This window comes from Acinetobacter sp. DL27 (genome assembly GCF_055810995.1).
The window spans coordinates 1,077,606-1,094,957 of the sequence record NZ_CM147947.1; the positions used below are offsets into that span (position 1 = coordinate 1,077,606).

Annotated in this window: 17 protein-coding genes; 12 read left to right on the forward strand and 5 right to left on the reverse strand. The window is 41.0% G+C overall.

What is annotated here, in order from left to right; genetic code table 11:
* Positions 1-115 precede the first annotated feature (115 nt).
* From AC0KVP_RS05195 to AC0KVP_RS05205, 3 genes are all read left to right on the forward strand, one after another.
* Positions 116-1,054 carry an NAD(+) kinase gene (locus AC0KVP_RS05195; protein WP_201702837.1) on the forward strand — a complete coding sequence of 313 codons (939 nt, stop codon included), beginning with the start codon at positions 116-118 and terminating at the stop codon, positions 1,052-1,054.
* Positions 1,055-1,057: 3 nt separating this feature from the next.
* A complete protein-coding gene (locus AC0KVP_RS05200) occupies positions 1,058-1,324 on the forward strand; it encodes a YeaC family protein (RefSeq protein ID WP_058869973.1) in 267 nt (88 codons plus the stop codon).
* Between the two features lie 253 nt (positions 1,325-1,577).
* Positions 1,578-1,952: a hypothetical protein gene (locus AC0KVP_RS05205; RefSeq protein ID WP_473340425.1), complete on the forward strand. Its 375-nt coding sequence runs from the start codon at positions 1,578-1,580 to the stop codon at positions 1,950-1,952.
* A 28-nt stretch (positions 1,953-1,980) separates the two neighbouring features.
* Here AC0KVP_RS05205 and AC0KVP_RS05210 read toward each other — a convergent pair whose 3' ends face one another.
* The gene (locus AC0KVP_RS05210; RefSeq protein ID WP_473339444.1) at positions 1,981-2,976 is read right to left on the reverse strand and encodes a glycosyl transferase family protein; all 996 of its coding nucleotides are present in this window, start codon (positions 2,974-2,976) and stop codon (positions 1,981-1,983) included.
* 410 nt (positions 2,977-3,386) lie between these two features.
* Between AC0KVP_RS05210 and AC0KVP_RS05215 the strand changes: the two genes are divergently transcribed.
* Positions 3,387-4,730 (forward strand): dicarboxylate/amino acid:cation symporter, encoded by a 1,344-nt coding sequence (locus AC0KVP_RS05215; protein WP_087012100.1) that lies wholly within the window; start codon positions 3,387-3,389, stop codon positions 4,728-4,730.
* 143 nt (positions 4,731-4,873) lie between these two features.
* Entirely contained in the window at positions 4,874-6,016 is a 1,143-nt protein-coding gene (locus AC0KVP_RS05220; RefSeq protein WP_234304724.1) for an acyl-CoA dehydrogenase family protein, read from the forward strand.
* 55 nt (positions 6,017-6,071) lie between these two features.
* Here the strand turns inward: AC0KVP_RS05220 and AC0KVP_RS05225 are convergent, their stop codons facing one another.
* Complete coding sequence (locus tag AC0KVP_RS05225; RefSeq protein ID WP_078426360.1) at positions 6,072-6,590, reverse strand: DJ-1/PfpI family protein; 519 nt, start codon at positions 6,588-6,590, stop codon at positions 6,072-6,074.
* Between the two features lie 461 nt (positions 6,591-7,051).
* On the opposite strand from AC0KVP_RS05225, the gene pheA reads away from it, so the two are divergent.
* From pheA to AC0KVP_RS05245, 4 genes are all read left to right on the forward strand, one after another.
* The gene (pheA, locus tag AC0KVP_RS05230; protein ID WP_473339447.1) at positions 7,052-8,161 is read left to right on the forward strand and encodes a prephenate dehydratase; all 1,110 of its coding nucleotides are present in this window, start codon (positions 7,052-7,054) and stop codon (positions 8,159-8,161) included.
* Positions 8,162-8,228: 67 nt separating this feature from the next.
* A complete protein-coding gene (gene hisC, locus AC0KVP_RS05235; RefSeq protein WP_473339450.1) occupies positions 8,229-9,320 on the forward strand; it encodes a histidinol-phosphate transaminase in 1,092 nt (363 codons plus the stop codon).
* Positions 9,321-9,323: 3 nt separating this feature from the next.
* Entirely contained in the window at positions 9,324-11,573 is a 2,250-nt protein-coding gene (locus AC0KVP_RS05240) for a bifunctional prephenate dehydrogenase/3-phosphoshikimate 1-carboxyvinyltransferase (RefSeq protein WP_473339451.1), read from the forward strand.
* A 108-nt stretch (positions 11,574-11,681) separates the two neighbouring features.
* Positions 11,682-12,047 (forward strand): hypothetical protein, encoded by a 366-nt coding sequence (locus AC0KVP_RS05245; RefSeq protein WP_058869966.1) that lies wholly within the window; start codon positions 11,682-11,684, stop codon positions 12,045-12,047.
* 113 nt (positions 12,048-12,160) lie between these two features.
* Here the strand turns inward: AC0KVP_RS05245 and AC0KVP_RS05250 are convergent, their stop codons facing one another.
* Both AC0KVP_RS05250 and AC0KVP_RS05255 read right to left on the reverse strand, forming a co-directional pair.
* Positions 12,161-12,601 (reverse strand): DUF2147 domain-containing protein, encoded by a 441-nt coding sequence (locus tag AC0KVP_RS05250; protein ID WP_473339455.1) that lies wholly within the window; start codon positions 12,599-12,601, stop codon positions 12,161-12,163.
* Positions 12,602-12,994: 393 nt separating this feature from the next.
* On the reverse strand, positions 12,995-13,624 hold the full coding sequence (locus AC0KVP_RS05255) for an alpha/beta hydrolase (protein WP_010327145.1): 630 nt from the start codon (positions 13,622-13,624) through the stop codon (positions 12,995-12,997).
* 126 nt (positions 13,625-13,750) lie between these two features.
* On the opposite strand from AC0KVP_RS05255, the gene yaaA reads away from it, so the two are divergent.
* Positions 13,751-14,530 (forward strand): peroxide stress protein YaaA, encoded by a 780-nt coding sequence (gene yaaA / locus AC0KVP_RS05260; RefSeq protein ID WP_473339460.1) that lies wholly within the window; start codon positions 13,751-13,753, stop codon positions 14,528-14,530.
* 15 nt (positions 14,531-14,545) lie between these two features.
* The gene (locus tag AC0KVP_RS05265) at positions 14,546-15,172 is read left to right on the forward strand and encodes an HD domain-containing protein (RefSeq protein WP_473339462.1); all 627 of its coding nucleotides are present in this window, start codon (positions 14,546-14,548) and stop codon (positions 15,170-15,172) included.
* Here the strand turns inward: AC0KVP_RS05265 and AC0KVP_RS05270 are convergent.
* Complete coding sequence (locus AC0KVP_RS05270; RefSeq protein ID WP_473339464.1) at positions 15,169-16,596, reverse strand: cryptochrome/photolyase family protein; 1,428 nt, start codon at positions 16,594-16,596, stop codon at positions 15,169-15,171. The two genes, AC0KVP_RS05265 and AC0KVP_RS05270, sit on opposite strands and share 4 nt — an antisense overlap.
* Before the next feature lie 228 nt (positions 16,597-16,824).
* On the opposite strand from AC0KVP_RS05270, the gene AC0KVP_RS05275 reads away from it, so the two are divergent.
* Positions 16,825-17,064: a hypothetical protein gene (locus AC0KVP_RS05275; RefSeq protein WP_332476911.1), complete on the forward strand. Its 240-nt coding sequence runs from the start codon at positions 16,825-16,827 to the stop codon at positions 17,062-17,064.
* Positions 17,065-17,352 lie beyond the last annotated feature (288 nt).

The following is a 17,352-nucleotide window of genomic DNA, read 5'->3' on the forward strand; positions in this document are numbered from 1 at the left end:
TGCGAAGCTTTTCGCTAATTTGCAATAATTAAACTGTGAACAAACTGAAATATAGACAATTCCGCGTGTAGCAGCAGTCACTTTAGTTTTTGAATCAATTTAAATAAATAATGTTATGATAGGCGGGAATCGTAGCGGAGCGATGTTGCAGGTGCAAATTTCACATAAAACATTTCGAAACATAGGCTTAATTGGACGTCCAGATAAGTCTTCAGTTGTCGAAACCTTATGTCTTATTCATGATCATCTACTCAGCTTAGGGTTACATCCCGTTTTTGATGCGCAAACCGCTGAACTTGTTCCTTATAAAAACACACAAACGGTGAGTCGTGCACTTCTGGGTGAAGTGGTCGATTTGGTGATTGTGGTGGGGGGAGATGGCTCACTTCTGCATGCTGCACGTGCCTTGGTCAAATTCAATACCCCTGTAATGGGTGTAAACCGAGGCCGTTTGGGTTTTTTAACCGACATCAAGCCGACTGAAGTGATTTTTAAGCTCGATCAAGTCTTAAAAGGTGAGTTTCAGTTAGATCGTCGTTTCTTATTGGAAATGGAAATTCGCTCACAAGGTGAAACCATTTATGATGCGATTGCGCTAAACGATGTGGTACTACACTCGGGCAAATCGGTGCATATGATTGACTTCGAACTGAATATCGATGGTCAATACGTCTACCGTCAACACAGTGATGGTTTGATTGTATCGACGCCCACGGGTTCAACCGCTTATTCGTTGTCAGGTGGTGGCCCAATCGTGCATCCGGGGATGGATGCGATTGCTTTGGTACCGATGCATCCTCATACCTTGTCTTCACGCCCGATTGTGGTGGGTGGTCATAGTGAAATTAAGCTTCTGATTCGTGAAAACCGTGTCTTGCCGATGGTCAGTGCCGATGGTCAACACAGTGTTTCGCTCAATGTGGGTGACAGCTTACATATTCGTAAGCACCCCTTTAAACTGAATTTATTACATCCACCGGGTTATGATTTTTATATGTCATGCCGTACTAAACTCGGTTGGAACCAAGATTTTGACTCTTTTCAACAGGATTAAATCATGAATATTGAACAGATGCTTTCTATTTTAGATGCCGATATTGTTGAGCGTTTAAAAACAGCTGTAGAAATTGGTAAATGGCCGAATGGCGTTGCGTTGACTGCTGAACAACGTCAAACTTGTATGCAAGCCGTTATTGCTTGGGAGCATCAGAATACGCCTGAAAAAGAACGTACGGGTTATATCGATAAAGGGCACAAAGAGGAAGGTGAGGAGTGTGATTCTCATGTTCCTGAACCAGAATTTAAACCTATTCGCTTTATTTAATTGATTAAAAAGACGTTGAATCGCTTAGCAAGAGATGCTTGGTGATTCAACAACTCAATTTAAAAGAATAACCTTCAAACTTTTTCAATCCTTATGCTTATAAAATAATAAAGCTCACTCGACTCAGTTTATTCTTCATTACTGCAATTTCGATCAATGTATAGCTGAATACTTAATTTATTATCACACCTAAAACCATAGGAAATGAGGTTTTACAGATGTTTCCATGTGCTAGTGTTTTTAGAATTTAGCTATATTTGCTGAGACAGCAACTGATGCAAGAAAAATTGAATGTTTATTAGATGTTTCTGTGTTACCGAGTCAAAATTTTCAAAATCCCGTCACGCAATATACATCAATGAAAAATGATGGTTATCCAATGTTATTGATTGGAATAAAGATCCATAACGCCCATGCAGGCGAAGCATCGAAAAAGATAAAAAGCCATCAACTCTATTGTTCAAACCTCATTGGACAACAAAAAGATGTTTATTTATCTGGCCCTTATCAATCCCAAAAAATTGAGGTCCATATTGATGATCAGTTGATACTCAGAAATATTCATTCTTCAGGAAAGCATTATCCTTACTGGGCCGACTTTTACTGGATCGAAAAGCGTGATGAATAACGTTCACGCTTTTGTTTGTCCTTTATGCTTAGAAACGAGTGTGCCAAAGCTGCTTGGCCTGTTGCATGGCATCGTTATATGTATCGCAGACCCCCATGGTATATAGTGCAATGCCAATAGTTTCAGTCACTGCCATTTCACCATACTCATGCTGTTTTTCACCCAGCCAAACTGCTTTGAACTCAGCCAAATCTAACTCTTCTTCAATTGGGCTTCGGTTGTCGGTGAGTTTAGGTAACTCATGTTCGTAGAGTTCACCATTTTTAATGCCGCAGATCAGTGTTTTGGCATCTGGGTTACGTTCAAATTCACCGCCTTCACCTTTAATGACTGCACTATTTTGATAGCCCAGTTTAAATGCCGCTTGCTGATGCGAACCACGATAGGCAGGGTGGAAAATAGCTTGCAAGGTCGCTTTGGCATTAAATGGATTGATCAGGCGCGCAAGAGTATGAATGGGTGAACGAAGACCCATAACATTTCGTAGGGAAATTAAGTCACTTAAAATCGGGGAGATGGCGTGCAGCGGTAGATACGCAAAATTACGCGTCGCTAATTCCTGTTCCACATCTGCTTGAGTTTGGCAAATATTAAAATCGAGATACTCTAATACCTGTTCAGTATAAATACGGTTAATGGTATGACCAGATGCACCGTGCATCACGACCTTATAACCTGCTTTGGCTAAAGTCAGTGCCGCTAAGAGAAACCATGGATAGTGTTTACGCTTGCCTGCATAAGAAGACCAGTCTAAATCGACATCGAGAGCAGTAAATGGTAGTTGATCACGAGTGGCCTGAACAAAGCCTGCCAGTTCATCTACAGACTCTTCCTTAACCCGAAGTAGCATCAGAAATGCACCGAGTTGTACATCTAACACTTGATTTTTCAAGATCATATCAAAGGCTTGGTAAGCTTCTTCATAACTGAGTGAGCGTGCCCCATTTTTCCCTTTACCAATAATGCGAACAAACTGGGCAAAAGGGTGCTCAGCATCTTTATAAATATTTCTTTTGTTGTTCATGAAAAAACCAAAGTAAGTGAAGGCTGTCTTGTGTTATTTTAGTGGAACAATCAAAAAAAACAGCACTTTTAATTTTAAATAAATTTTCCACTATTAGACTAAAGTATGAGGCATATTGTTTAGATTTTATACATTATGATTAAAATCAGTTTACTTTGATTAAAGAATGTTAGGTAAAATTTACCCAATAATTGTGACTCGCTAGTTTTTAGTCTCTCCCATTACAGTAAATGTGAATGAACTGTGATTTTTGTCACAGTGCTGTTGTTTGTACACCATGATTTTTTTACCCGGTGTTTGGATGCGGTCCAAACTGTGGGCTTTTTTGTGTTTATCAGAAAGCCAACTACCTATGAGGAAGTATAGGTATACCGATTTTTTCAGTCTTTTGATTTACAGAAGTATTCGTTATGACTAAGAAACCAATCTATAAGTCACTATATTTTCAAGTTATTGTCGCGATTATTGCGGGTATCTTAGTAGGACATTTTTTCCCTAGTGGTACGCAAGTTATTAATGGCGTTGAAAAATATGTACCCGGCTGGGGCGAGCTTTTTTATCCTCTAGGTCAAGGCTTTATTAAGCTGATCAAGATGATTATTGCGCCAGTAATTTTCTGTACCGTCGTGAGTGGTATCGCGGGTATGGAAAGTATGAAGTCTGTGGGTAAAACAGGCGGTGTTGCGCTACTTTACTTTGAAATTGTATCGACTATTGCACTATTGATCGGTTTACTGGTCATTAACATCTGGAAGCCAGGTGTGGGCATGAACGTTGACCCTTCAACACTAGATACTTCTGGTATCTCGAAGTTTGTTGAGTCGGGTCAGCAGCAATCGACTGTCGACTTCTTTATGCATATCATTCCAAACACTGTGGTTGGTGCATTTGCTGAAGGTGAAATCCTGCAAGTGCTACTCTTTGCCTTGATGTTTGGTTTTGCATTACATAAGTTGGGTGATGCAGGTAAACCTGTACTGAAGTTCATCGATCAAATTTCGCATGTGTTCTTTAACATTGTAAATATGATCATGAAACTTGCTCCAATTGGTGCTTTTGGTGCAATGGCATATACCATCGGTAAATATGGTATTGGTAGCTTGGCGCAACTTGCTCAGTTGATTATCTGTTTCTACATTACCTGTTTGCTTTTCATTTTCTTGGTCTTGGGCACAATTTCACGTCTTTGTGGTTTCAGCATTTTGAAAATGATTCGTATGATTCGCGAAGAGTTGTTGATCGTACTGGGTACGTCATCTTCAGAATCGGTTTTACCGCGTATGCTGAAAAAGCTTGAAATTGCGGGATGTGAAAAGTCAGTGGTTGGTTTGGTTATTCCAACAGGTTATTCATTTAACTTAGATGGTACCTCAATCTACTTAACGATGGCTGCGATCTTCATTGCACAAGCGACCAATACTCAGCTTGATCTTATGCACCAAGTGACTTTATTGGGTGTGTTATTGATTTCATCGAAAGGTGCTGCGGGTGTAACAGGTTCGGGCTTTATTGTAATGGCAGCGACTTTGTCAGCCGTTGGTCATATTCCAGTGGCGGGTCTTGCGCTTATCTTAGGTATTGACCGTTTCATGTCTGAAGCACGTGCCTTAACCAACTTGGTGGGTAACTCATTGGCAACGATTGTTGTTGCGAAATGGGTGGGTCAGTTAGACCAAGAGAAATTACATTTTGCACTAGCAAATCCAGATGAAGTAGACCGCCAAATGGCTGTTGAAGAAAATGCTCACGCATAATTTCAGTTCATCTTAAAAAGGAAGCCTAAGGGCTTCCTTTTTTATTGGCATAAAAAAATGGCCTGATGCGGTCATGACAGTTGCGTTAAAAATGGCTAGCATGTGGGCTGAATAATAAAACAACGTCACTACAAGGAAGAAACATGTTGAATTACGATGCAGACCTAGAACTATTTCGCGATAACTTTCGCCGTTTTATGAATGAACAGATTGCGCCACACTATGAACAGTGGGAACGAGAGGGCTTAATGCCGCGCTCAGTCTGGAATGCCTTGGGTGAAAATGGTTTCTTATGTGTCGATGTTCCAGAGGAATATGGCGGTTATGGTGTTCCAACCCATTATTCACTGATGTTGGTGGAAGAGTCGGCACGTGCAGGTTTTAGTGCTTTATCGACAGGTATTTCTTGTCACTCCGAAATTGCTGCGCCTTATATTTTGCATATTGGAACGGAAGCGCAGAAGCAGTACTGGTTACCGAAAATGGTGTCTGGTGAAGTGGTCGGCGCGATTGGAATGACGGAACCGGGTGCTGGTTCAGACTTACAAGCCATGCGAAGTAATGCCATTTTGCAAGGGGAGCATTATATTTTAAATGGCTCTAAAACCTTTATTTCAAATGGGCAGCATGCCGACCTTGTGGTGTTGGCAGTGAAAACTGATCCGCAAGCCCGAGCAAAGGGTGTTTCACTGATGTTGGTCGATACCCATTTAGATGGGTTTAAAAAAGGCACCAATCTCGACAAAATTGGGCTGCATTCGCAAGACACTTCTGAGCTGTTTTATGACAATGTGAAAGTCCCGAAAGATCAATTGTTGGGACAAGCAGGTCAAGGTTTTGCTTATTTGATGCAAGAGCTACCACGAGAGCGTACAGCAATTGCAGCAACAGCTATAGGTGCAATTCGCGGTTCGATTGATGTCACCATCCAATACGTCAAAGAGCGCCAAGCTTTTGGTCAACATATTTCACAGTTCCAAAATACACGTTTTGTTTTGGCTCAAGCCAAGATTGATGAACAAGCCACAGCTGCTTTTTACAATCAAAACGTTGAGCTTTATATGCAAGGTAAGCTGGATGTCGAAACCGCAGCTGCGCTAAAAAGTTTTTCAACAGATATGCAAATGAAGGTGGCAGATAATTTATTGCAGCTCTTTGGGGGCTATGGCTATATGAGTGAATATCCAATTTCACGTTTCTTTGTCGATGCGCGTATTCAACGTATTTACGGCGGGACCAATGAAATTATGAAAGAAATTGTCGCACGTAGCTTACTTGGCCGCTAAGCCTTAGGTGTTGATATAAACATGTGTCTAAAAAGAGCCTCAAGTAGGCTCTTTTTTATCGGTTCAGTACCAATAAACTTTCTTGTATAAAGGCGGGTAGGTCATATTGGGTTTGTGATGAAATGTATAAGTTATTGTCATTCACAACACCTGTGTCATAAAGCACGGCACCTGCATCTTTTAAGTCTTGATGAAGGTGATGGATACACGTCATGCGTCTACCTTTCACAACTCCAGCATGCATTAAAATTTGCGGAGCGTCTGCACTGCATAAAATGGGTTTTTGCGTGTTTGCAAAGTGCCTGACAAATAAGATATAGCGTTCATCTTGGCACAGGTTATCTGGCGAAAACCCACCAGGAATGAGTAAGGCATCGAAGTCATGTACGGAGGCATCATCGATACTTTGGTCGATGGTGACAAAGGCTTTACGTTTTTTGCCATAAATAATTTTGCCAGCCTGACTTTCGAGATTAATAATACTATGCCGAGCTGCTCGAAATGCTTCTACGGGTTCAGCATATTCGGCATCCTCAAAGTCATAGGTGACCAAGACCGCAATTTTTTTGTGCATGACAGTACCTACAGTTCATTATTGTTTTGTTTTATTGAGACTATAGAGCAATCGCTACTGCTGCATACTCTCTTTGTTATGAATACGTCAACTTAAGTAAAGCATATTTTAAAAGATATTCTAACGCACTGAAATACGGATGAATGGTGATTTTTGTGAAGGTGTAGCAAAATTTTTCAAAAGCAAGACAGGGCTTTAAAAGGGAAGAGGAAGAGCTAAGACTCGCAAAACATCGTCGTGGTATTTTGCTTGAGCGATGTTTATGCATAACAGTAAGAAGAAAATAGGCAGGACTCAGTGGTTTTATTGATGTCTATTATTGGGGCAGTTTATTGATAAACTTGATGATTAAATCAACTGTATGTTTTTAGCACTGAAACATGCAAAGTCTTATTGCGCAAGATTTCAAAGCTAACTATTGTTATACTGTTTGCACAATGTATATGAAGGGCGACATAACAATGATCCAAGACGATCAAAACACAACGACTTCTTTTGACCTCAACCAAATCCGTCAGGATATCGACTCTGTTGATCAACAGATTCAACAACTTATTAACCGTCGAGCGAAACTGGCGGAAGCTGTTGCAAAAGCAAAATTTGCTTCTGAAGAGAATCCAATGTTTTACCGTCCAGAACGTGAAGCGCAAGTTTTACGGAATGTTATGGAGCGTAATGAAGGCCCTTTGTCTGATGTGACCATGGCACGTTTGTTCCGTGAAATCATGTCTGCATGTTTGGCTCTAGAAGCACCACAAAGTATTGCATTTTTAGGACCTGTTGGTACGTATACGCACTCTGCGGTGTTAAAGCACTTTGGGCATGATGCTGTGGTTCGTCCTTTACCGACCATTGATGAAGTATTCCGTGAAGTGGAAGCAGGCAGCGCCCACTATGGTTTGGTGCCGGTGGAAAACTCATCAGAAGGTGTGGTCAACCATACTTTAGATTGTTTTAAGGCCTCACACTTGAATGTGATTGGTGAAGTTGAATTGCGTATTCATCACCAGTTTCTTGTGTCTGAAAACACGCGTAAAGACAGCATTAAACAAATTTATGCGCATCAGCAAACTTTGGCGCAGTGTCGTGCATGGTTAGACGCACACTATCCAGGTGTGGAACGTGTAGCTTTAAGCTCGAATGCTGAAGCGGCACGTCGTATTCGTACCGAATGGCATTCGGCTGCTATTGCATCTGATGTTGCAGCAAGTATTTATGATTTAGAAATTTTACACAGTAATATTGAAGATAATCCTGAGAACACCACGCGCTTCTTGGTGATTGGTCGTGAAAGAATACCGCAAAGTGGTAATGATAAAACGTCATTGCTGATTTCTGCACATGATCGTGCAGGTGCATTATTGGAAATCCTTGCACCATTTGCAAAGCACAACATTAGTTTGACCAGCATCGAAACGCGTCCAGCATTGCCTGAAAAATGGGCTTATGTTTTCTTCATTGACCTAGAAGGGCATGTGGAACAAGACAATGTTAAAGCGGCGATTGAAGAGATTCGTCCACTCGTGAAAGAAGTTCGAGTATTGGGTTCATACCCGATTGCAGTACTGTAATCTCTAAGGTGGTTGGGTTTACTCCAAACTCAACCATGTACACCACTTGTAAGAATGGAAAGGTCACATGTCGTTTGCTCCAGCCAATGAAGGTATTGCGAAGTTAAAACCATATCAACCAGGTAAGCCAATTAGCGAATTAGAGCGTGAATTGGGGATGACCGATATTGTTAAACTTGCTTCAAATGAAAACCCTTTGGGTTGTTCGGACAAAGTAAAAGAAGCAGTTGCTGCTGAATTGGCGGAAATTGGACGATATCCAGATGGTGGTGGTTTTATCTTGAAGGATCAAGTTCATGCGCAGTTTGGTGTCGCGCATGATTGTATTACTTTAGGCAATGGTTCAAACGATTTACTTGAAATTTTTGCCCGTGCATTTGTTTCAGATAAAGATTCGGTGGTGTATAGCCAACACGCATTTGCAGTCTATGCTTTGGTCACGCAAGCCATCAATGCCGAAGCGATTGAAGTACCTGCTCAAGGGTTTTCGCATGACCTTGACGCGATGGCAGCAGCAATTAAAGACAATACCAAATTGGTATTTATTGCAAATCCCAATAATCCGACAGGAACTTGGTTTGAAGAGGCTGAATTTGAGCGCTTCATGCAAAAAGTACCAAGTCATGTGATTGTGGTTTTAGATGAAGCTTATGTGGAATATTTCCCAGAAAACTTTAACAGCTTAAAGTTTTTAGCACAGTATTCAAACCTGATTGTTAGCCGTACCATGTCGAAGTGCTTTGGTTTAGCGGCATTACGTGTTGGCTTTGCTTTAGCATCGGCAGAAGTGACAGACTTCTTAAATCGTATTCGTCAGCCGTTTAACGTCAACCATTTAGCCATGGTGGCAGCGGTTGCTGCACTGAAAGATGAAGATTTCATTGAGAAATCACGTGTGGTCAATAAAGTGGGCATGGTGCAACTTGAAACAGGGTTTAAAGCGCTAGGCCTAAACTATGAGCCTTCTCGTGCTAACTTCATTTTGGTCGATATACAAGCCGATCCTGCACAAACTTTTAATGCTTTATTAAAAGAAGGGGTGATTGTTCGTCCAGTGGGCATCGCCAATCATTTACGAGTATCGATTGGAACTGAAGCTGAAAATACGAAATTTTTAACGGCTTTGGCCAACGTACTAGGTTTAGAGGCGAACGCTTAAATTATGTCTGCGCCACTGTTTGAAAAAGTTGCATTTATTGGTCTTGGGCTGATTGGTTCGAGTCTCGCACGGGTGATGATTGCTGAGGGTTTAACCCAAAATATTGTAGCCTCTACACGTTCGGAAAAAACCTTACAGGATGCCAAAGCTTTGGGATTAATCCAACAGGGGTATAGCGATCCTGTGCAGGCGGTTCAAGGTGCGGACTTGGTGGTTTTAGCTTTGCCTGTTCGTGCAACGCAAAAAGTCTTGGAAACCATCAAACCATATTTGCAAGAACATACGATTATTACCGATGTGGGCAGTACCAAAGGCAATGTGGTCGACGCGGCCAAAGCCGTGTATGGCGAAGCATTACCTGTTGGCTTTGTACCGGGGCATCCAATTGCGGGGGCAGAACATACAGGTGTGCATGCAGGTAAGGTCGATTTATTTGCAAATCATAAAGTGATTTTGACACCGTTACCAACCAGTGCTGATTGGGCCGTAGAGAAACTAATCCAACTGTGGCAAGCTGCGAAAGCAGAGGTGATTTGTATGGATGTGGCCAAGCATGATGAAGTCTTGGCACATACCAGTCATCTTCCGCATTTGATGGCTTTTAACTTAGTTGAACAACTTGCAAACCGTGAAGATAATTTAGACATTTTCCGCTATGCTGCGGGGGGATTCCGTGATTTTTCTCGAATTGCGGCAAGTGACCCCCAAATGTGGCATGACATCTTTTTTGCCAATAAAAAAGCCATTTTAAAAGCCGTAGATGGTTTTGAAAACCAACTGGCAACGATTCGTAAACTCATTGAAGATGAAGATTCACATGCTTTAATGGGCTTGCTCGGACATGCGCAAGCAGCACGCCAGCATTTTAACCATATGCTCGCTCAAAAACCTTTCATGGAGAACAATAAAGTGACGACACAGCAATTCACCATATTACCGGGTAAAAAGAGTTTCCAAGGTAAGTTTAGCGTGCCAGGCGATAAATCTGTGTCACACCGTTCAATCATGTTTGGTGCAATTGCGGAAGGAACGACGCATGTGACAGGTTTCTTGGAAGGTGAAGATGCGTTAGCAACCTTACAAGCGTTCCGTGATATGGGCGTGAGCATTGAAGGTCCTAAAAATGGTGAAGTGACGATTCATGGTGTGGGCGTAAATGGCCTAAAAGCACCAGCAAGTGCGCTTTACATGGGTAACTCAGGTACTTCGATGCGTCTGCTTTCAGGCATGCTTTCTGCGCAAAAATTTGACTCTGTAATGACGGGTGATGCATCACTGTCAAAACGTCCAATGGAACGTATTGCTAAACCATTACGTGAAATGGGTGCACAGATTCAAACCACAGGTGAGCGTGGTACACCTCCTGTTTCGATCACTGGAAACCAAGCTTTGCAAGGCATTCACTATGATTTGCCAATGGCATCTGCGCAGGTGAAATCTGGGATTTTATTGGCAGGCTTGTGGGCAGCAGGTGAAACATCGGTCACAGAACCTGAACCTACACGTGACCATACTGAACGTATGCTACGTGCATTTGGCTATGACGTGAAAACAGAAGGCAACCGTATTTCACTGCAAGGTGGTGGTAAGTTAGTTGGTACAGAGATTCAAGTGCCATCAGATATTTCATCGGCTGCTTTCTTTATGGTGGGTGCTGCTATTACTGAAGGTTCAGACGTCACTTTAGAAGCGGTGGGCATTAACCCAACGCGTACAGGTGTGATCGAGATTTTGAAGCAAATGGGTGCGGACATTACGGTTGAGAATGAACGTATTGCAGGTGGTGAGCCGATTGCAGACATTCGTATTCAAGGCACACGTACACTCAAAGGGATTCATATGCCTGAAGATCAAGTGCCATTGGCGATTGATGAATTCCCTGCATTGTTCATTGCAGCGGCATGTGCTGAAGGGCAAACCGTATTAACGGGTGCTGCTGAGCTGCGTGTGAAAGAATCAGACCGTATTCAAGTGATGGCGGATGGTTTAAAAACCATGGGTATTGATTGTACGCCGACTGACGATGGCATCATCATCGAAGGTAAAGGTCATTCGGGTGAATGGGGTGCGATTTTCACCGGTGGCGAAATTGAATCACATCATGATCACCGTATTGCGATGAGTTTCTCAATGGCAGGTTTACGCACCTCTGGTGAAATTAAAATCATTGGCACTGAAACGGTTGCCACGAGTTTCCCGACCTTTACACAATTGAGTAATCAAGCTGGTTTAGCGATCCAAGTCACTGAATAAGACTAAAGCTTAGATATTTTGTGTGAAAACAGCCAAGCTTTTGCTTGGCTGTTTTGTGTTAAGTCATTATGCTAAACCCATATAACAAAAAAGCCTTTGGGATGATCAATGAGAAAATTACAATTTACGGCACAGCATGGACAGCAGCAGGATGTAAATGAAAGCGGTGTGGTACAGAAGCAGGTACAAGACCTACTGGTTCAAAAGTTAGGTCAATTTGGTTTTGAAACTTTGCCACAAAGTGGTGATCAAGTGGCTGTGAGTGTCGATAATCATACTTTACCATTGTCTATTACGTGCCAAGGCCATGACAGTGAAGGAAATCTGGTGTGCGAAATTGCGTCTTATCCAGATGAAGAGCAAGATTGGTTAGATCGAATTGCTGAACGAAGCTTGTTAAATCAATTGGCACAAGCGGTTGAAACCACACTAAAAACAGATAAAAGTTTTACTGAGTTTGAGTGGAAAGGCTAACTGAATAGATAAAAAATGCTGAATTGGTTTTTCATAATTCAGCATTTTTTAGGACAGAGCACGTTTAATATTTTGTTGGGTCAACGCGCTTATAACTGCATTTGCTAGAAGCTTTATTCTACACGTAACCAAGTTTGGCTACGTCCCACAGCAGAAACGCCTAAATAACCTCTTAAGAATAGCTTTTTCCCATTTGGGCTAATTTTTCCTTTTAGACTATATAGCTTGCCTGAAACGGGATCGATGATTTTGCCATGCGTATAATTAATATTATTTTCAGTCTTTAAACCTGTAATCACTTGCATACCAATAATAGGCTTATCGGTGTAGGGTGCAGGGCAGTTGGTGCAGAACTCTTTTGCTGTATAACCTGGGCGAGGAGTTGCTTTTAGTGCAGTTCCAGCATAAGTCCCATTGGCTTGCTTTTCAATTTTCACCAGACCTTTAGGTTCTCCAGTTTTATCATCGATATAACGCCAAGTCCCTATAATGTCCTGAGCACAGGCTGATGCGGTGGCTATAGTGACTAAAACTGCCCCGAGAATTGTTTTCATAAAATCCCTGAATATTTTAAAAATTATTTAAATGAATAGCTCTCACGAGCTAAGATGTTGATTGTATAATTTATTATTTGAATAATGATGTGCAGAATATATCAAGTTCAAGCGTAGATTGTTGCATAAACTACCATTAGCAGGATTAAATTCTTACTTATTTTTAAAACAGGCAGTTGAGGGAGATCGTACTGATTGAGTTTCGCGCTCAACAGGAAGCTTAAAATTATTTTGAGAAGAGAAAAGATATAAGGGATGACTAATGAAGCTGCTTGAAATGGCTTATTAAGCGTTGGAATAGAAAAAGAGATAGGTCTAGATTAAAAATAAAAAGTTCAAGAAAGAAAGGGGCTAATGTTAGACATCCATTTCTTTCTTGAACTTAGTAATGCGTTAAATCCACAGGAAACGTGTAATCGCAATACGTAACTGTTTTAAGTAACCAGTAAAGAAATGGTTTGCACCAGGTAATACAGTCACTAAATGGCGCTGCGGTTTAGCCCATGTAATCATGTCAGACAGTAAGGTTACTTCATCGGCTTCACCATGGATGAATAAGATGTCACCTTTAAGTTGTGGTGTTACATAGTGGCGCACACCTGCGACCGTTGCCGTTGGTAGACCACATAAAATGGTTTGTTTTGGTCGAATTTCTTCTTGTAAAGCATCATAGCATTTCGCCATGACATGCGCACCGAAACTAAAACCACCTGCATAGAAGGGTAAAGTTGTATGTGCTGCACGAGCATGCTTAATCACTTCAAGAACATCATCAGTTTCGCCATGACCTTCGTCGTGTAGACCAACACTTTGACCTGAGCCACGGAAACTTGGACGGTACACAATGCAACCGCGTTCTAAGAACATTTGCGCAAGCAATGCTGGAACCTTGTGTTGAGGCGTACCACCTTGGAGTGGATGGGGGTGAGTAACTACCGCGAATCCTTTCACTTCACCCTGTGGATAATCTACAAAAACTTCAATTTGCCCAACTGGACCTTGAATGAACATCTGCTCAGACATAGAGAATCGATACATATAACAGGAGAATGGGCTAGTTTAACCGTTTATGCTTATTAAAAACACAGATTGGCATTAAAATAAGTCTACTGATATAGTCTGTTTAATTGTTTTTTAATCAGGTTATCTATGCTTGCCCTTGTTTCTCCTGCCAAAACTTTAGATTACCAAACTGCTTTACCAACCGATGCGTATACACAACCCAGATTGCTGCAACATTCCCAAGAATTGATCGAAGTTAGTCGCAAACTGTCAGCAAGTGAAATTGCAAGCTTAATGAGCGTCAGTGAAAAAATTGCCACCTTAAACGTTGATCGTTTTCGTGATTGGCAGCCAGAATTCAACTTTGCCAATGCGCGACAAGCCATGTTTGCTTTTAAAGGCGATGTCTATACTGGTTTAGATGCTTATCATTTGTCAGAGTCGAACATTGAATATGCACAGCAACATTTAAGAATGCTCTCTGGGTTATATGGTTTACTAAGACCATTGGACTTGATGATGCCGTATCGTTTAGAGATGGGAACCAAGCTGGCTAATCCACGTGGACATAATCTGTATGAGTTTTGGGGCAATCACATTACCAATTTAATTAACCAAGATTTAGAACAGGCAGGTTCTAAAATTTTGCTGAATATTGCTTCGGATGAATACTATAAATCTGTGAAAGAAAGCAATATCCAAGCAGACATTATTAAACCTGTGTTTTTAGATCAGAAAAATGGCAAATATAAAGTTATTAGTTTCTATGCCAAAAAAGCGCGTGGTTTGATGGCGCGTTATATGATTGAAAACCAAATTGATCAAATTGAAGGGTTAAAATCATTCCAGACAGATGGTTATTACTTTGATGCCGACAGCTCATTAAAAGGTGAGTTGGTCTTTAAACGAGATGAACAGGCAGCATAACGAAAGGGCATTCCAATGGTGCAGTATACAAAACAGTTTCAGGACTATTGGGCGCTCACCGCAAAGCAATTGAGTTTGGATGACGATACCACTCAAAAGGCCTATGCCTCGCTGTATAACGCCTATAGTGAAGTACAGCGGCATTATCATAGCATTCAACATATTGTTGAATGTTTTGAGCATTTTCATCAGATCAAAACCTACTTAGACGATACTTTATCTGTTGAGTTGGCCATTTGGTTTCATGATGTCATTTATAACCCGCAAGCACATGATAATGAGCAGCAAAGCGCTGACTATATGCAACAGATGCTTAAAAATGTGCTTGGAGCTGAGCAAATTGCAAAGATCTATGCATGGATTTTGGCAACCAAAGCACATGCACCGACAACTGACACTGATTTGGCTTATCTATTGGATATTGATCTGGCTATTTTAGCCAGCGACCCTGTTCGTTTTGCAGAATATGAACGCCAAATTCAGCAAGAATATGCTTGGGTTGAGCCCTCACTTTATGTGCAGAAGCGTCACCAAGTGTTAAGGCACTTTTTAGAAACGCAGCCACTGTACCAGACGCCATTTTTCCAAAAGCGCTATGAGCGTCAGGCTAAGCGGAACTTAGCCCAAGCTTTGAATGTTTAAAGCCCTTTAAATGCTTCGATGGCACGAACACGACTGGATTTTAAATCGACGATTGGTTGGGGGTAGTCCAAATCCATATTCGGCTGCTTCGCATAAGGCTCATGAATGCTTTTGGCATCTAAATGTGCAAGCTCTGGCAGCCACTGTCGAATATAATCACCATTGCTATCAAATTTCTGAGATTGGCTCACAGGGTTAAAGACTCGGAAGTAAGGCACAGCATCGGTGCCCGTGGAGGCACACCACTGCCATCCGCCATTATTGGCCGCTAAGTCACCATCAGCCAAATGTTGCATAAACCATTGCTCGCCCAGACGCCAATCAATCAACAAGTTTTTAGTTAAGAACATTGCGACAATCATACGGACACGATTATGCATCCAGCCTGTTGCAAGGAGTTGTCGCATGCCTGCATCCACAATTGGAATACCAGTACGACCTTGTTGCCATGCGTTTAAATCATCAGGCGAATCTCGCCAAACAATACGCTGTGTGCTGGCTTTAAATGGCAGATGTTTAGAGACATGTGGAAAATCAAATAAGATATGCTGATAAAACTCTCGCCACAACAGTTCGTCTAACCAAGTCTGCTGGCCTGTGTTATCAATCATAAATTGACCGTGTTGAGCACGAAACAGGGCATTGAGACACTGGCGAATCGACACGATCCCGAGATTTAAATAAGTTGAAAGTTGGCTGGTGCTATTTAAAAATGGAAAGTCTCTCTCTTTTTGATAGTCACTAACTTTGTGATCAATAAAATCATCGAGCACTGAAAGTGCATATATTTCCGTTTCAGGCCAATAGGCTTTAATTTGATTTAACTCATTCGTATTTACATCAATCAGTGATTCAATGTGTGGAATGGTTGTATTTAAATCGGCAGGAAGGTGCATAGGTTGCTGTGCAGATGGGAGAGGGTAACACTGCGGTAAGCCAATATTTAAGCGCTCATAACAGGTTTTTTTAAAAGCGCCAAAGACTTGATAGGGCTTACCAGATTGGTTACGAATACTGTTTAAGGGAAAGAGGGTTCGATCTTGGAAGAGTGTAAATTCAATGTGTTGCTGATTTAAGCATTGTTGAACTTCGGCATCGCGCTTAAGCTCATTCACGCCCATTTCGATATTTGCAAAGATTTGTTGTACTTGCAGTGTATGACACAAAGATGAAAGCTGACGTGGAATATCTTGCCACAGCGGAATATTTAGAATGAGCAAAGGTATATTTAGCTGAGCAAGACTCTGTTTTAAATCGTGCAATTGTCTGACATATAAATCAATTTTTACAGCTGCATCATGATGTAATAGCCACTGTTGTGGGGATAGGATCACTAAAGCCAGCATAGGTCCATGTTGGTTTGCATGCCAAAGTGCAGCATGGTCGTGTATGCGAAGATCTTGTCTAAACCAAATTATGTTCATAAAAGGTTAATCAACTGTAATTTTTTGAAATATAAAATATTACAAAATTGAGCACTTTGATCATATTTTTTTCTCACTCGTTTAACTTAATCTTATGTTATTGAAATAATTAAATCAGAAAAAACTATAAAGTGTGAAGATGCTTTTTATCTGATAAATGTGTGACCCTTTGTATTATTTGTTATGATTTGTAATCATGCTAGTGCAGTTGTGGATATTGTGAATGTCATGAAAAAAATTCTAATCCCTATTTTTGTAGCTGCTGTTTGTTTGCTTGGGTTTGCTGTTTTTCAGGATACAGAAACGAAAAAACAGCAACAGTTGAATCAACTCATGAACAGTACTGAGCCGAAAGTGCAAAAGTTGAGTCCTTTCTCAAAGGCAAAGGCCGTGCCTGAAAAAGTCAATAGCCCACTTCAAAGCGATGCTGAAGCAATAATCGAGCAGGTCTCCATTAAAGTACTTTGACGTTTAAGATAGAATAAAATCATGTCTAAATGACTTATCATGTTGAATTTTAATTAAAAATAAATTTAAAACAATTAAAAATCAGTGTGTTATAATTCGCGCTAAGATATATTGAATTTTAGATTTTGAGTCTAAAATGACGTTTTTGTTGAAAGCTGCATACGGTTTATGCGGCTTTTTTGTTTAGGTATATATGGTTCGACCCTGCGTTTGAACCATTCATGGCTAAATAAACTTTTCCTGAATTGAGGAAATTTGGCATATTCATTGCTTTAACTTCCAGAAATT

Coding starts and splice junctions, on each gene's coding strand:
- AC0KVP_RS05195 (WP_201702837.1), top strand. CDS start 116: ATGATAGGCGGGAATCGTAGCGGAGCGATGTTGCAGGTGCAAATTTCA.
- AC0KVP_RS05200 (WP_058869973.1), top strand. CDS start 1,058: ATGAATATTGAACAGATGCTTTCTATTTTAGATGCCGATATTGTTGAG.
- AC0KVP_RS05210 (WP_473339444.1), bottom strand. CDS start 2,976: ATGAACAACAAAAGAAATATTTATAAAGATGCTGAGCACCCTTTTGCC.
- AC0KVP_RS05215 (WP_087012100.1), top strand. CDS start 3,387: ATGACTAAGAAACCAATCTATAAGTCACTATATTTTCAAGTTATTGTC.
- AC0KVP_RS05220 (WP_234304724.1), top strand. CDS start 4,874: ATGTTGAATTACGATGCAGACCTAGAACTATTTCGCGATAACTTTCGC.
- AC0KVP_RS05225 (WP_078426360.1), bottom strand. CDS start 6,590: ATGCACAAAAAAATTGCGGTCTTGGTCACCTATGACTTTGAGGATGCC.
- pheA (WP_473339447.1), top strand. CDS start 7,052: ATGATCCAAGACGATCAAAACACAACGACTTCTTTTGACCTCAACCAA.
- hisC (WP_473339450.1), top strand. CDS start 8,229: ATGTCGTTTGCTCCAGCCAATGAAGGTATTGCGAAGTTAAAACCATAT.
- AC0KVP_RS05240 (WP_473339451.1), top strand. CDS start 9,324: ATGTCTGCGCCACTGTTTGAAAAAGTTGCATTTATTGGTCTTGGGCTG.
- AC0KVP_RS05245 (WP_058869966.1), top strand. CDS start 11,682: ATGAGAAAATTACAATTTACGGCACAGCATGGACAGCAGCAGGATGTA.
- AC0KVP_RS05250 (WP_473339455.1), bottom strand. CDS start 12,601: ATGAAAACAATTCTCGGGGCAGTTTTAGTCACTATAGCCACCGCATCA.
- AC0KVP_RS05255 (WP_010327145.1), bottom strand. CDS start 13,624: ATGTCTGAGCAGATGTTCATTCAAGGTCCAGTTGGGCAAATTGAAGTT.
- yaaA (WP_473339460.1), top strand. CDS start 13,751: ATGCTTGCCCTTGTTTCTCCTGCCAAAACTTTAGATTACCAAACTGCT.
- AC0KVP_RS05265 (WP_473339462.1), top strand. CDS start 14,546: ATGGTGCAGTATACAAAACAGTTTCAGGACTATTGGGCGCTCACCGCA.
- AC0KVP_RS05270 (WP_473339464.1), bottom strand. CDS start 16,596: ATGAACATAATTTGGTTTAGACAAGATCTTCGCATACACGACCATGCT.
- AC0KVP_RS05275 (WP_332476911.1), top strand. CDS start 16,825: ATGAAAAAAATTCTAATCCCTATTTTTGTAGCTGCTGTTTGTTTGCTT.